Source organism: Deltaproteobacteria bacterium (assembly GCA_009929795.1).
In the GTDB taxonomy this organism is placed as follows: domain Bacteria; phylum Desulfobacterota; class Desulfovibrionia; order Desulfovibrionales; family Desulfomicrobiaceae; genus RZZR01.
This window is the reverse complement of the sequence record RZZR01000016.1, coordinates 18,258-31,574: the sequence shown is the minus strand read 5'-3', so window position 1 is coordinate 31,574 and position 13,317 is coordinate 18,258. Positions and strand designations below refer to the sequence as shown.

The window sequence follows — 13,317 nt, the reverse complement described above, 5'->3', positions numbered from 1 at the left end:
CCCAACGACCTCAACCTTGTCGTTGGCGAAGTTGAAATACGTTTTGGCCGATATCGCTTTCCTGAAACCCGTTATCTTGGCGAACCGCTCGGCCGACAGTCCGTAAACCAGCTTCTTGACTCCCGTGAGAAAGATCAGCTCACAGCACATCTCGCAAGGCTCGCAACTGCTGTAAAGGGTGGAGCCCTCAAGACCCCAGTACCCCAGCTTGCGCGCCGCGGCGCCCAGGCAGTTGGTTTCCGCGTGATGGGAGATGTTGTGGTCCGTATGCGCCGTGTTCGGTGTGCGGGCGATCACCTGCCCGTCTTTGACCAGTGCGGCGCCGAAGGGCGGGTTCCCGTTCGCAATGGCCTCCTCGGCCATGGCGAAGGCCTGGCGCAGGTAGGTCTCGTTCGTATCTTCCGCGAAACGCCGGGGTGCCGGCAAGGGTCCAAAAAAGGACCGCCAGGGTCAGCATCGGGGTGACGGTGCGAAAAACGGGCATAAGGCCGAGCTCCTTATCTTCACAGGTGAGGAAAAAGGGGATAACGATGCCGATCATGTTCCGGGCTTTTGTCCGCATTTCATGTCGCCTGGGTTGAATTTTTTGACCGATTTTTTGCATCCCGCATGCGTTTCCTGGTCGAAATCAATACATTCGATCCGTAATAATGTCAATTTATTTCAATAAGTTGATTGATTTTCAGGGTCGACTATTTAAAAAGTGGTTTATAAAAGCTGCGTTCATAGCAAATAATACATCTCGTCTCTTCCGCATACTGAAACGCAGATATACAATCTGGGTCACTGAACGAATCTTTTCGATACTGCTCATAGTCTCCGAGACTCAGAAAAGAAAATAACGCTAATGCAATATTATTTGCGCCTTCGGATGGCAGAAAATACCCGTGATGTTGGCCGCCGAACTTATTTACTAATGGTATCCATAGTTTTGCATAATGCTTGAATTCATTGATCTTATATGGATCTATCACATATCGTAAATAACACGTTACCACTTAAATCTCCTTATTCATTTATTTCGTTTTTGTTGATCATATAAAGTATAACGTTAAGCTCACTTGCCGCAAGGGGCTTCAATCAGCTGCAACAACCACTGGAAACACAAAAGGGGCAACAGGCAATAAGCCCGCGCCCCTTGCGTTCAAAGTGCAGCGCCTGGTTCGGCCTCGCCGTTATTTTGATTTTTTCCTGTGTATTTCGTCATGGCAAACCGTACATACAGTGATCAGGTTGCTTTCCGTGTTGCCGCCGCCCTTGGCATGGTGTTTTTTGTGATGTAACTCCAAGTGACGCGGATCCGATCTATTCCATTCTTCGTGGGACCAATTGCATAGGGTGCATTTGTAACTATCCCTCCGAAGCACCTCTCTTTTTACCGGGTCGGGTATATGCCGGTCATGTTCAGGGCTTTGGCGATCAGCCTCAAGTAGATACATTCCTACTTCAAGATCCGGGCGGCCGGTATTTTGGGTTACAACAGGCCAACCAAATTCTGTGCGTAATTCTCTGACTCTTCTTGCCCACTCCGACCTATCTTTTGCTAAATATTTTAATTCCTCGCCGGTTACTTTTTGACCGACGTTCGCCCTCAAATATTTCAATATTTTGTCGCGGACGGAAATGTTTTCTCTTCTAATTTCATTGGCAAGGTTCCAACGGTGGGCCGCATCCCTGTCTTGCTGTGAAGAAAGCAATATATAATCGGAAGGCCCCATTGATGTTGCGTCAATATCCGGTAGAGGAAATTCGTTTTCTTCCGCCATTTGCTTGGCTGTCAGACCGCTGACAATCGACCACCCGAACTGTACCTTTAACTCCCGAACCCTACGGGCGTATTCTTGGATACCGGAGACGACAAGCAGCTCATCACCGCTTATGATTACTGCCTGATATTTTTTGAAATAATGGAGAATACGGTCTCTGGCGCTTCTTGCAATAGTAGAGGGAATAAGAGATTTCCCGAGATCACGCAAATGGCTAAAACAAGGGACAAGAGAGAGAACTTTGTTTCGTAAACTGTCGGATTTTAATTCCTGTTCAAAATTGGTTAATAATTCCTGCAGTTCTTTTCTAATTTTTTCAGATTTCATACCCGATACTCTCTTATCACCATCCAAGAAACGAAAGGAGCTTAGTCTTCAGTTTATTCGTGTCCTTCACTTCACAAGTCCAAACAGTTAATACATCCCAACCTAATTCCTTTAAAGCAGTAACAGTTTCTTTGTCTCGTTCAATGTTCTTATCTAATTTCTCACGCCAAAATTCTTCATTGGTTGAGGGACGCTTAGCGCGTGGACAATCTTCATGTCCATGCCAAAAGCAGCCATGAACAAAGATAACTTTTTTATACTTCGGCAATGTTATATCAGGCTTTCCCGGCAAGTCTTTTCGGTGGAGCCTGAATCTATATCCTAAACTGTGTAGTAGAGAGCGGACGGCTATTTCCGGCTTGGTGTTTTTGCCGCCTACCCGCGACATAATTTGACTTCGTTTTGCTCTTGAGAAGACGTCCATTTCCCATATTTTTGATCAAGTAGTAATCTAACGACATCTGCCACTCGTGCCGCAAGTAAAGGCGGCACGGCATTGCCGATTTGTTTGGCTACCTCTATCTTGGAACCCAAAAACTTGAAACTATCAGGAAAACTTTGAAATCGTGCCGCTTCCCGATGGGTGATCGGCCTGTGCTGTTTAGGGTGCAAATAGCGACCCTTTTCAGGTTTGAAAAATTCGGTGCGTATCGTTACAGACGGTTTGTCCCACCAAAGTCTGCCAAACAGGTCCGTTCCTCCTGATTTTTTTCTAATCCAGCATTTTGGGGTTAACTCCGGAGCAATTCTCTGGAGATCAAATCGGTTCATCCCTTCTCGCGGAATTGCTCGATATCTTTTGCGGCTTAATTCAGTTGGGGTTCTCCCAAAATGCAAATCTAAAGGGGGGGGGACATTTCTTATTTCCGTCCCTTCGGGCGACGGTAAATCGGCAATAGCGTCTCTTACTGTTTTCCACTTTGGAGGAGTTGATAGGTATTCCTCCTTATTAAAAGGAAGAGTTAACGGTTTGTCGTTCCCATTTGGATTAAAATGAGTTTTCCGAGGTGGAAATAACACAGCCGGATCGGCGAATTTACAACCTATGATGAATGCTCTGGTTCGAGTTTGAGGAACCCCATAATCTGCAGCAATTAATTTTTTTTGCCAGACTCGGAAGCCGAGAGACCTTGCCGCTCCGACGATTTCACCATGCTCGAAGGTGCCAAGCAATTGGGGGACATTCTCCATAATAAAAATTGATGCACCGGATCGTTCAACAACTTCTAAGTATGGCCGCCACAATTCCTTGCGAGGGTCATTTTCGCGATTTTTATTTAAGAGACTGAAACCTTGGCATGGAGGGCCACCAATTACAACATCAGCTTTTGGTATCTCGATTTTCCCTTGGTCCAGTATTTCGACAATGTCTCCGACAACACAATGAGGGCCGAAATTTTCATTATAAGTGTCGCCGCAAAATTGATTAAAGTCATTTGCCCAGACAGATTGGAACGGTTGGCCGAAAACCTCTGAAAACCCTAACGACATGCCTCCGGCTCCACAGAAAAGATCTATCAGACGATAGCGTTCCCGGCTCTGTAGTAGCTCTCCGGAACAGCGAGAATGGTAAGTCGCTTCGTCTTCTTTTAAAATTAAAGATTTGTCAATTTCTAATGTATTTTCAATTTGATACATAGCGAGGACGCCTCAGATGTTGAAATCTCTTTAAGAGTTTTCCGGATTCTACCATTTTGGGTGAAAATTTCATCTTCGTAATTATCGGGTTGGTGGCCGAACGACCAAGCTCACCGGTAAATTGCGAGCGCAGCGAGTAATTTATCCGCGTGCAGCACTTTGTTAAGCGCTACTCACCCAAATGAATGTGATGACTAAAGCTACTATGTTCAATTGAATCGACAAAAATTCGTCTAGCCTTTTCAAGGCTTTGATAGTAATCCCTAAACTGAAATGAAAGCTTGTCGGCAAGCTCTCTTGATTCTGGTATGGGAATTAGAATCTCATGCATTCTTTTGCCGACATCTTCCCTATTTGTTTGCATGAACACTATGCGCTCCCACTGCGCAACGACTTCTTTAAGCGTGAGAGCCCAAAGCAAATAGAATTGATCAAACAAGTCTGTATTAGTTCTAACAACAATAACCTCCTTGGTTAATACCGAGTTCTCTTGCCCCGGCATAAGAACACAGAACTCTCCAATATTTTTAGATGCTCTTTCAGGAGAAACCAGATCGTATGCTTGCAGGCCAGAGGTATCACCACCCCAAAATTTCTTTGCCAGCGCAATAGGTACCATATTTGTTGGATTAATATTTACATGCCCCGCGCGAAGGTCAGACACCTTTATATATGGAATTTCACCAAGCCTCTGATCGGAGCTAGGGCTTCCATGACCACCGAACAACAATATCTTTTTTTCTTTTTTTAGCTGGCCTAATGACTTAAGCGATAACCCTTTATTATTTCTTGAGAGCTCTTCAATCCCTTCAAGCGTTTTATGGTCAAAATATTTTGGAACATATGAACCGGCTTCTACAGTCCGACTCGTATCATAGAAAAACACCTCTTTTCTAGAAAAATCCCCAGACTTAACAAGATCACAACATTCTGCGAGATCATCATCTATATCAGAGTTTGAGCGAATTCCAGTATCCGGGTTCACAATATACTGTTCGTGACCATCCTTATTAATTCCGCACGTTTTTGCGTTTACAATTAGAGTTTTTCCATCTCGGAACCAACTTGGTTTATGCATTTTTATTGGCTACCTTTTCGAAAATATAGAAATTTGTCTTCGCACGACAGAATCCCTGAAATGCCTCCATGGCAATATTCAGCATGCCTCTTAATTCAAGCCGATCCTTAAGCCAGAACCTAAGCCAGGCATAGGAAGGTGAAAACATATATGTCTCAGGCAGAATAATTCCTAATCTTCCACCATCGGCAAGCAAGTCATAGCAGCGCTCAAGAAATAATATTCCTATCTCTCGCTCTTCATAAACGCTCTTTGAAAACTCAAAGCCACCACTTGCTAGTTTTTTCGGCTTTCTGGAAATAGTGAAACCGGCTGCTTTTGCATCAACCTTTGAAACCTTCAATCCCTTTCCAAACGGTGGGTTGGTTACAATGCATGTAAATGATCTTGGAGTAAGCGCAGTCTGTAAATCTTGAAAATATGTAGCCCACAAATGCCTTCTTATAGAGTCGCCCAAATAGGTATTTGTGCTTCCATCGCCAATGGTTAGCATGATTGCCTTTGTTAACTTATACGTGACGACTTAATTTATTGCGCATAACTTCCTGAGAACCTCGCTACCATGACGCCATCGGTCGAACACACTTTCAACGGCATTGATCACATCCTCCAACTTGGGGAAGTATCGGTTATGGGTAGCTTTTCTCCTCGTGATCTTCCAGACTCGCTCAATGGGATTGAGTTCAGGGCTGTAGGGCGGCATGAACTCCAGCGCAAATCTCTTATGACAGCCCAATCTCCATTCAGCATGAAGTTGAGCATGGTGGTATCTGACGTTGTCGACGATCAGCACAACCCGCCTTCCCGAGTGAGAGCTGATTCGGCGCAAGTATTTGATGAATTGAAAGAATGTCTCCCCATTGAACTTGTCGGCTTCTCGGCGATAGACGAATTTACCATCTCTGATTCGCACTGCTCCGAAATACCCTACACTCTTTCTTGTCGGATGATGGAGTACAATCGGGTCTTTCATTTCTTTCGGAATCCACATGCGGCATCTGGTTCCATGCTGTTCGAATCTGACCTCGTCCAAGGCCCAGATGTCGATCCGCTTATTCTTCAGAAATCTCAGCAGTTTTTTTATATTCCGACTGCTGGGCGGGATCAGCGTGCGCTATTTTCGGCCGAGGCTTGCGGAGTCGAAAGCCGAGTTTTCGGAAAAGGCGCTGACACTGTCGAATTCCAAGGGAGATGCCCCATTGGTTCTGAATGAAACACGAAAGAGTTTTCCCATCCCAAAGGCCTTGCAATCCGAATTCGGCAGGATCTTTTCGCACGGCCGTCTCAATTGCGGCGAGTTGCTCTTTGGTGAGTCGGCGGGGACGCCCGGGCCGCTCTCCATCGACCAAACCAGCAAAACCCTCATTTTCAAACCTGTTGACCCAGTATGCGACTGTCCGGGGTGCATCGCCCAAGATCTTTCCAACCTCCCTGCAACTCAGTCCCTGCGCGACGAGAAGCATGGCGTGGAGGCGGTGATCGTAGCGGGCTTCCTCGGTGCGGCGAATTTCGTCCTGGATAGACATAATCATGTCTTCGGCATCGGTAATCGTGAGCGCTTTCATGGGGCCACGATGCCATGATCTTGACCAATACGCAATTAATTATGTCGTCAAGTATAACATTAATTCGGTCTTTATCGACTCCAAATAGATGACGATTTGCCCAGCTTTTCGTATCGCCATCAGACATAGTAGGATGGTTTTCAATTAGCTGCCTAAAGCTCTCTAGAAGAAACCCTCCTGTTCCGCATGCAGGGTCTAAGACTTTATCACTTGGCTTGACTTCCATTAATTTTATCGCACTCCGAATGACAGGGTATGGAGTGTAATATTGGCCTTCTTCGGATTTTAAACTTGAGGTTCTAAATATTTGAAACGCTTCAGAGATAACACTAATAGAAGTGTCACGAAGTTTATATTTAGAAATCTCATACGCACATGCATGAATTGTATGATCATCAAGATGTATGTCTTTATCCGAATCAGTTAAAAATAGGTCGCTATGTGCTATACGCATACCAGCAAAAAGTGATTTTACCTTTTTCGCGGTTTCCTCTTCACTGCCCCATACTTGAAAAGGAGCTGGGTCATCTGGGGAATACTTGGCTAACTTATCGCCTTCCAACTTAGCAAGAATGATATTGCACAAGTTGTTGAGTTGATCATCTCTGCGAGTGCTTAAGGTATCTCTGCTTACCACTACATCTAACAGCCGAGAAAATGTCTTTTTTAATTCTGCGGTAGTAGGGACTTCTAAGTCAGCCCAAATTAGGCGCTTTCCTGCTGTTCTTATGAGGCTATCCGTGGGCCTTGGAAGGCTCCCATTTTTATCAATATCAAACTTGCCATCAGGAGTCCTATAAACAAGAATTAATTCTTGGCCATTAGTCCATATTCCAAGCAATACATGAGGCTCAAGGCTCATGTAGATCTCTAACTGATTTATCCCCTCAACTATGGTTGGGGCTTTTGTTTCAATTATGACTTGAAGATGTTGATAATCACCTACATGAGATGGATGATCAAAAATCGCAACATCGATTGGAAAAGATTTAAAGCTCTGCCCTTTCTCACGACGACTAGCCGCGCTAGGCGTTTTCGGGACGCGCCATTCCGGCTCATATTGAAGCTGGTTTTTATCCCATCCCAGCTTGAGCAATTTTTCTACTAGAGGAAGGCGGACTTCAGTATGTTCACTCATTAAGTTTACTTCTCATTAGTTTGTTTACTGCGATGTCGATTATATCGCTTAACATTACTTATTAACGAGATTATTCAAAAAGAAAAAATATCAAACTGATTAACCTCATGTCAATGGATAATTGGCGAACATTTATTTATTAACATGCTTTAATTGTTGATATTTTATGTTTTGACATTTTGTGATAATTATAAAATTATAAAATTATTATGGATATTGATAATATTATTTCAAAAATTGTCGACGGCCCGAACTTTCATCAATTCATTAGTCGGCAAAAGGGTGTTTCCGAAAAACAACGCCCGTACTATCTTCGCTGGGTGGCCATGTTTTGCGAGCGCGCTCGTTCGTTGGACGCGATTCTGAACCAAGTCGATCGTGATCAATTTTTGGAGAAAATTGCATCATCCCTGGAGGATTGGCAAGTCAGGCAGGCCCGGGATGCCTTGGCCTTGTATATGTATTTTCTCAATGGAAGTACTGTGAAAAAATCAGAGGACACGCTCGATATGGCCGAAATTGCGATCCTTCCGGAGTTGGAAACGGAATTGATTCGCGTTCTGCGTCTCAAACACCGCTCATTGGCCACGGAGCGGGCCTATGTGGGCCGGGTACGGCATTTTCTGGCCCATTGCCGAGGGAAAGCTCCCGATGCATTGAACGGCCGGGATGTGGAGGCCTATCTCTCGCATCTGGCCGTGGAGCGAAACGTCTCCAAATCCACCCAGAACCTGGCCCTGAACGCCCTGGTTTTTTTCTTCCGTCACGTGCTTGGCCGGGAATTCGACGGGGTGGACGCCTTTCGCTCCCACAAGAGAGTCCGTGTGCCCATGGTCCTTAGCCGGGAGGAGGTGCGTCGACTCCTGGATGTGATTGAAGGGGATTCCGGGCTGGTTGTCCGCATGCTCTACGGGTGCGGATTGCGCTTGCAGGAGTCATTGCGTTTGCGGATCAAGGACATCGATTTCGAACGAAGCCGCGTTGTGGTGATGGCCGGCAAGGGTGACCGGGATCGGGTTACCATGTTGCCCGACGTCATTCGGTACGATCTCGAAAACCATATCCAGTCAACCAGAAGGTTGTTCGACCGGGATCGAAGCGAAGGGATTCCAGGCGTGTTCATGCCCGACGCATTGGAGCGCAAGTATCCAGGCGCAAGCACCCAATGGCCATGGTTCTGGGTTTTCCCCTCGGCATCGCTTTCGGTGGATCCCAAAACCAAAACCGTGCGTCGCCACCATCTTCATCCCAGCCTCATCCAGCATGCCGTGCGCCAAGCCAGGGATAGGGCAGGGTTGACCAAACCGGCCACGCCTCACACCCTGCGCCACAGCTTCGCCACCCATCTCCTTGAGATCGGATACGACATCCGAACCATCCAGAAGCTGTTGGGTCACGCCAGCCTGCAAACGACCATGGTCTACACCCATGTGGCCGGAAAGGGCGACGGCCTGGGGGTCAAAAGCCCCTTGGATGTCTGACGGACGGATCGAGGGGATGGGCGTGACGAAGTCGTGCTGATCTGAAAAGACACCCCGGCCTGTAGGCTTTACAAATATCGAATGGGCTTCTTCTGATTCGAATTTTCTGAGATGTACCGTTCGGGATACTTCCCCGTTGAAGTCAATGGGGCGTGCACGTCTTGAGGCGCAAGGCCCCGTTAGATGGTTTGACCCCCCCAGCCCTTTTCCATAGATTCACAAGCGGCACGGACCGGTCTGGTCCTGGGCCGGGCAGGTTTTTGTGGCGATGGGGATTCTTGGGTGTTTCCTGACCCTGCGGCGATTTGCCTCGGGGGGTGTTGACCGCAACCAAGGGGTTTTGTGTGTTTAGAAAGAAGAGCGTGTCCGGAGGAGGTTTCGGTTTCAAGGGCGGGGTGTTTGTATTCCTGCTCCTGGCGGTCTGTGGGGCCGGCATTTGGGCCTACCTTTTCTTTTTCGAGTCCCGCCTGCCGTCGGTGGAGCTTTCTCCCGAGCAGGCGGCCGTCAATTCCAAGATCCAGTTCACCCTGACGGCCAGGGACGAAGGCCGAGGGTTGCGGGATGTCCTGGTGTTGGTCCGTAAGGGTGACAAGGAGTTCGAGGTGCTGTCCGAGACCTTTGCGGAGCCGCTCGAGTCCTGGAGCGGAAATTTCACGGTCTCGGCCAAGGGCCTGACCGATGGCGAGATTGAATTGGAGGTCGCCGTTCGAGACAGATCCCTCGCTCATTGGGGGGATGGAAACAGAGCGATGATCCGCAGAAGCCTCGTCCTGGACAACAAGCCTCCGTCGGTGGCCGTGCTCACCCATCAGCACTATGTCAATCAGGGAGGATGCGGCCTGGTCATCTTCAAGCCGGGAGAAGCGGTGGTCCGAGCCGGGGTCGAGATCGGGAAGTGGTTTTTCCCGGGATACACGGACCAGGACGGCGACGTCTTCTGCTATTTTGCCTTTCCGTATGATGCCGATCCCAAGGTGGATCAGCCGCGGATTCTGCTTGAGGACCAGGCTGGAAACGTTCAGAAAAGCGGTTTTTCCTGCCATGTCCGGGCCAAGAAATTTCCCAGGGACCAGATCAACATCGACGACTCTTTTCTGACGGCCGTCATGCCCCAGTTTCGTCACCTTTTTCCGGAGACCGAGAACGAACTGGAACTCTTCCTAAAGGTCAACCGGGAGCTTCGGCCGCAGAACAGGGCCATGCTGGTGGCCATGGGTCAGAATACGAGTTCGACGCCCTTGTGGTCCGGAGCATTCGTCCGCCAGCCCAGGGCGGCGACCCGGGCCACTTTCGGCGATCACCGGACCTATTTCTACAACAAGGATAGGATCGACGAACAGACCCACCTTGGCGTGGACCTGGCCTCGACCCTTCGGGCGGAGGTGCCGGCCTCCAATGATGGGCGTGTCATTTTTGCCGATTTTCTGGGCATCTGGGGGAATGTGGTCATCATCGACCACGGACTGGGTCTTCAGACCCTGTACGCCCACCTGAGCCAGATGGATGTGGCCCCGGGCCAGGATGTGGCCAAGGGCCAGACCATCGGCCGGACCGGAACCTCGGGGCTGGCCGGAGGCGATCACCTCCATTTTGGGGTCGTGCTTTCGGGGCTGCCGGTCAATCCCGTGGAGTGGTGGGATCCGCTCTGGCTGCGGGACAATATTGAGCTCAAGCTGGAACAGGCGGGCAAGGTCCAAGGCTGAAGATCAGAAACCCAGATCCTCGTTGATGAGAACCACGCAGACTCGTCCGGCGGGGAAGGATTTCTCTGAGACTGTCCAGGTGTTGCAGATCCGTTCCGGGCTTCGGCAGTCCTGACAGACCCCAGTCTTGGCGCAAGGCGTTTTTTTCCCAAGCCGGACGGCGTTGACCGGAGCACTGTAGCGCTTGATTCGGTCCATGGCCGAGGAGAGGTCGGGGACGATCTTGTTCCGGCCGACCAGAATGAGAACGTATTTCGGGCCGAAAGTCAGGGCCGCGACCCGATTGCCGATCATGTCCAGATTGACCAAGTGCCCCTGTTCGGTCAGGGCGTTGGTTCCGGTGACGAAGACGTCGGCCAGAAGGGCCTGACGACGGCGCTCGATGCTTTCCTCCCGGGTCATGTTCTTGGCATAGGTGTCCAGAACCCTGAAGGCCGGGTCGGCTAGGACGGCCTCGTAGAGCCCGGTCTGGACGAAGGTCTTGGATCCTCCCCAGGACACGAGACAGGGCGCCCTCTGTCGGAGGGCTTCCAGGGCCATGTCCTTGGCCTGTCCGGATGATTCGGCCGTCAGGACCTGAAAGTTGTTTGACTCCAGACGATCCTTGACGGCCTTCAGTCGGTGCCCCCAATGGGTCTGGACGGGATCTTCCGGATATTGGGCTTTGGTCTTCCTGGCGGGCATTCTGGACCTCACGGGTAAATAATGGAGTTTTGCCGGGCTTCGCCTGTTCTGTTGATGGCGGTTCACACAAGGAGAGTTCAATGCCTTTGGAGATCGAAGTCAAGTTTTCGGTCCTGGATTTCGGGCCGGTCGAGGAGGTGCTTCAAGCTCACGGCCATCTGGCCGTGCCCTGGCATCTGGAGAGCAATGTGGTTCTGGATACCCCGGAAGGACGTCTGGCCTCCGAGGGAACGCTTTTGCGGGTCCGGTCCGGGGCCACGCCGCTTTTGACGCTCAAGCGCAAGAGCCTGGACAGCGAGGCCGTGGCCGGCGCCAAGGTCCGCCGGGAAGACGAATGTGGTCTGGAGAGTGCCCAGGCCATGCTGGGGATCCTTTTGGAGCTGGGTTTCGTCGTCTCGGCCAGGTACGAGAAGTTTCGCCGGGTCTGGCGATTCGGAGAGTGCTCGATCTGTCAGGATATCCTGCCTTTTGGCCGCTACTGGGAGATCGAGGGGGAGGAGCGGGACATCTGGAGTGCGGCCAGAGCCCTGTCATTATCTCGTGATGAGGCCCTGGACTCCGATTACCATTCCCTTTTCAGACTGTTCGGAGGCGGCACGGCAGATTCCCGGGGATTTGCCTTCGATTCGGCCGAACGGATGAGATTGTCCCAGACACTGGATGTTCCGGTATCCCCCGAAGCCATGGCCATGGATCATCTCGGCTGACGTGGAGTTCCTCGATCGCGAGTTTCAGGCTGAAGACCGGTCCAGATATTGACGAAGGTGGAAGAAGGTTTTTTCGGCCTTGGCCAGGAGATCGGACGCAGCCGCGACTACCCTTTGTGAATCGGACGTCTTGGCGGCCTCTTCCAGGGCCAGGGCAGCCTCTTGCATGGCCAAGGCCCCGATGGTAGCCGACGAGCCCTTGATGGAGTGGGCCTGACGCCGGATGACATCCAGATCCAAGTCCGCCGCGGCCTTTTGGACGGCTTTGAGTTTATGGGGGATGTCTTCGATGAACAGGGCGAAGACCCTGGCCGTCAGTTCGGGGTCATTGCCCATACGTTCAATCGTGGCGTCGAGGTCGATGTAGTCTTTCATGCTTGCCGTGGCCGGTGTTGGGGAAATGTTGGATAAACCTATCCAAGGAGCCGGTCCGGAGCAAGCAAATATTTTCTTGCCTCGCGGGGGATCAGCCCTGTCATTCGTGCCCGAGCTCGACCCATGCGTGTTCCTGCTCGCCGCCGATAAGGACCTGGGTTTTTTGCGGCCCGGTCCATACGTCCACCCAGACCGAGGTGCTTCCGACAGGAATCTCCCGGCCGAAAACGACCCGAAAGGATTTGAACGTCGGTTCATGGCCCCGGACCCGATAGAGGGCGTCCTCGGCCATGTCCAGGTAGACGGCGTTGTTCAGGTGGCCATTGCCGTCCATGTCGGCCAAGCGGATGCCGGATTCGACGGGAGTTGCGACCTGGGGTGGGCAGGATGGTTTCCAGGCCCCAATGTCCTCGTCCAGGGCCGTTTCCGGAATGGGGCGATACAGGGATGATGCCTCTTCGGGCAGGGCGGCCAACCGCCTCGTGCCCGGATCGATTGTCAACCAGAGGCTGGTGGCCCGGAGCAGGGGCCGGCCTTCCACGGTGACCTCGTAGTCGCGGCGGGCCCGGACCCGGCGGAGGGATCCACACCAGGTGCGGACATCCACGGTTTGACCGTGCTGCGGGGAAAGCCCCTCGACAACCACGGCCAAGCCACGCAGGACCCAGGTCCGGCCCAGGCGCAAGAGCGTGCCGATGTCAAGTCCCAGGGCCTTGGAGTGGTCGATGGCCGCTTCCTGGAGGAAGCGAGTCATGGCCCCCAGGCCCAGATGGCCTCCGGGGGAAAAGTCCCCATACCGGGGTCGAACCCGAAAGGTGTGCGAACTCGCGTTCATGCTTCAGGGGCGTTCGTCGA

16 protein-coding genes are annotated in these 13,317 nt (G+C 50.7%); 3 read left to right on the top strand and 13 right to left on the bottom strand.

Features of this window, described 5'->3' with window-relative positions:
- The 10 genes from EOM25_03540 to EOM25_03495 form a co-directional block, all read right to left on the bottom strand.
- A partial coding sequence (locus EOM25_03540) for a nucleoside deaminase (GenBank protein ID NCC24263.1) occupies positions 1 to 426 on the bottom strand: 426 nt, incomplete at its 3' end.
- A 266-nt stretch (positions 427 to 692) separates the two neighbouring features.
- A complete protein-coding gene (locus tag EOM25_03535; GenBank protein NCC24262.1) occupies positions 693 to 998 on the bottom strand; it encodes an NIPSNAP family protein in 306 nt (101 codons plus the stop codon).
- A gap of 177 nt (positions 999 to 1,175) precedes the next feature.
- Positions 1,176 to 2,093, bottom strand: a complete 918-nt coding sequence (locus EOM25_03530; GenBank protein NCC24261.1) for an HNH endonuclease — start codon at positions 2,091 to 2,093, stop codon at positions 1,176 to 1,178.
- A gap of 16 nt (positions 2,094 to 2,109) precedes the next feature.
- Complete coding sequence (vsr, locus tag EOM25_03525; protein ID NCC24260.1) at positions 2,110 to 2,517, bottom strand: DNA mismatch endonuclease Vsr; 408 nt, start codon at positions 2,515 to 2,517, stop codon at positions 2,110 to 2,112.
- Positions 2,469 to 3,731 carry a DNA cytosine methyltransferase gene (locus tag EOM25_03520; GenBank protein ID NCC24259.1) on the bottom strand — a complete coding sequence of 421 codons (1,263 nt, stop codon included), beginning with the start codon at positions 3,729 to 3,731 and terminating at the stop codon, positions 2,469 to 2,471. The genes vsr and EOM25_03520 overlap by 49 nt, the downstream gene beginning before the upstream one ends.
- Before the next feature lie 169 nt (positions 3,732 to 3,900).
- Entirely contained in the window at positions 3,901 to 4,809 is a 909-nt protein-coding gene (locus tag EOM25_03515) for a hypothetical protein (GenBank protein NCC24258.1), read from the bottom strand.
- Positions 4,802 to 5,302: a hypothetical protein gene (locus EOM25_03510; GenBank protein ID NCC24257.1), complete on the bottom strand. Its 501-nt coding sequence runs from the start codon at positions 5,300 to 5,302 to the stop codon at positions 4,802 to 4,804. The genes EOM25_03515 and EOM25_03510 overlap by 8 nt, the downstream gene beginning before the upstream one ends.
- A 30-nt stretch (positions 5,303 to 5,332) precedes the next feature.
- The gene (locus EOM25_03505) at positions 5,333 to 5,917 is read right to left on the bottom strand and encodes an IS630 family transposase (GenBank protein ID NCC24256.1); all 585 of its coding nucleotides are present in this window, start codon (positions 5,915 to 5,917) and stop codon (positions 5,333 to 5,335) included.
- On the bottom strand, positions 5,862 to 6,374 hold the full coding sequence (locus EOM25_03500; GenBank protein ID NCC24255.1) for a transposase: 513 nt from the start codon (positions 6,372 to 6,374) through the stop codon (positions 5,862 to 5,864). The genes EOM25_03505 and EOM25_03500 overlap by 56 nt, the downstream gene beginning before the upstream one ends.
- Positions 6,178 to 7,512: a hypothetical protein gene (locus EOM25_03495; GenBank protein ID NCC24254.1), complete on the bottom strand. Its 1,335-nt coding sequence runs from the start codon at positions 7,510 to 7,512 to the stop codon at positions 6,178 to 6,180. The genes EOM25_03500 and EOM25_03495 overlap by 197 nt, the downstream gene beginning before the upstream one ends.
- Before the next feature lie 509 nt (positions 7,513 to 8,021).
- On the opposite strand from EOM25_03495, the gene EOM25_03490 reads away from it, so the two are divergent.
- Together EOM25_03490 and EOM25_03485 are read left to right on the top strand one after the other, a co-directional pair.
- Positions 8,022 to 8,993: an integron integrase gene (locus EOM25_03490; GenBank protein ID NCC24253.1), complete on the top strand. Its 972-nt coding sequence runs from the start codon at positions 8,022 to 8,024 to the stop codon at positions 8,991 to 8,993.
- 344 nt (positions 8,994 to 9,337) lie between these two features.
- Entirely contained in the window at positions 9,338 to 10,696 is a 1,359-nt protein-coding gene (locus tag EOM25_03485; GenBank protein NCC24252.1) for a M23 family metallopeptidase, read from the top strand.
- Positions 10,697 to 10,699: 3 nt separating this feature from the next.
- Here EOM25_03485 and EOM25_03480 read toward each other — a convergent pair whose 3' ends face one another.
- Positions 10,700 to 11,380, bottom strand: a complete 681-nt coding sequence (locus tag EOM25_03480; GenBank protein ID NCC24251.1) for a lactate utilization protein — start codon at positions 11,378 to 11,380, stop codon at positions 10,700 to 10,702.
- Between the two features lie 80 nt (positions 11,381 to 11,460).
- Between EOM25_03480 and EOM25_03475 the strand changes: the two genes are divergently transcribed.
- Positions 11,461 to 12,087, top strand: a complete 627-nt coding sequence (locus EOM25_03475; protein NCC24250.1) for a CYTH domain-containing protein — start codon at positions 11,461 to 11,463, stop codon at positions 12,085 to 12,087.
- Positions 12,088 to 12,111: 24 nt separating this feature from the next.
- Here the strand turns inward: EOM25_03475 and EOM25_03470 are convergent, their stop codons facing one another.
- Together EOM25_03470 and EOM25_03465 are read right to left on the bottom strand one after the other, a co-directional pair.
- Positions 12,112 to 12,720: an Hpt domain-containing protein gene (locus EOM25_03470; GenBank protein NCC24249.1), complete on the bottom strand. Its 609-nt coding sequence runs from the start codon at positions 12,718 to 12,720 to the stop codon at positions 12,112 to 12,114.
- Positions 12,563 to 13,297 (bottom strand): hypothetical protein, encoded by a 735-nt coding sequence (locus EOM25_03465; GenBank protein ID NCC24248.1) that lies wholly within the window; start codon positions 13,295 to 13,297, stop codon positions 12,563 to 12,565. The genes EOM25_03470 and EOM25_03465 overlap by 158 nt, the downstream gene beginning before the upstream one ends.
- Positions 13,298 to 13,317 lie beyond the last annotated feature (20 nt).

Bases quoted from the DNA above. Each gene is read 5' to 3' on its own strand.
- EOM25_03530 (NCC24261.1), bottom strand. From the start codon at position 2,093: ATGAAATCTGAAAAAATTAGAAAAGAACTGCAGGAATTATTAACCAAT.
- vsr (NCC24260.1), bottom strand. From the start codon at position 2,517: ATGGACGTCTTCTCAAGAGCAAAACGAAGTCAAATTATGTCGCGGGTA.
- EOM25_03520 (NCC24259.1), bottom strand. From the start codon at position 3,731: ATGTATCAAATTGAAAATACATTAGAAATTGACAAATCTTTAATTTTA.
- EOM25_03515 (NCC24258.1), bottom strand. From the start codon at position 4,809: ATGCATAAACCAAGTTGGTTCCGAGATGGAAAAACTCTAATTGTAAAC.
- EOM25_03510 (NCC24257.1), bottom strand. From the start codon at position 5,302: ATGCTAACCATTGGCGATGGAAGCACAAATACCTATTTGGGCGACTCT.
- EOM25_03500 (NCC24255.1), bottom strand. From the start codon at position 6,374: ATGAAAGCGCTCACGATTACCGATGCCGAAGACATGATTATGTCTATC.
- EOM25_03495 (NCC24254.1), bottom strand. From the start codon at position 7,512: ATGAGTGAACATACTGAAGTCCGCCTTCCTCTAGTAGAAAAATTGCTC.
- EOM25_03490 (NCC24253.1), top strand. From the start codon at position 8,022: ATGGCCGAAATTGCGATCCTTCCGGAGTTGGAAACGGAATTGATTCGC.
- EOM25_03480 (NCC24251.1), bottom strand. From the start codon at position 11,380: ATGCCCGCCAGGAAGACCAAAGCCCAATATCCGGAAGATCCCGTCCAG.
- EOM25_03475 (NCC24250.1), top strand. From the start codon at position 11,461: ATGCCTTTGGAGATCGAAGTCAAGTTTTCGGTCCTGGATTTCGGGCCG.
- EOM25_03470 (NCC24249.1), bottom strand. From the start codon at position 12,720: ATGAACCGACGTTCAAATCCTTTCGGGTCGTTTTCGGCCGGGAGATTC.
- EOM25_03465 (NCC24248.1), bottom strand. From the start codon at position 13,297: ATGAACGCGAGTTCGCACACCTTTCGGGTTCGACCCCGGTATGGGGAC.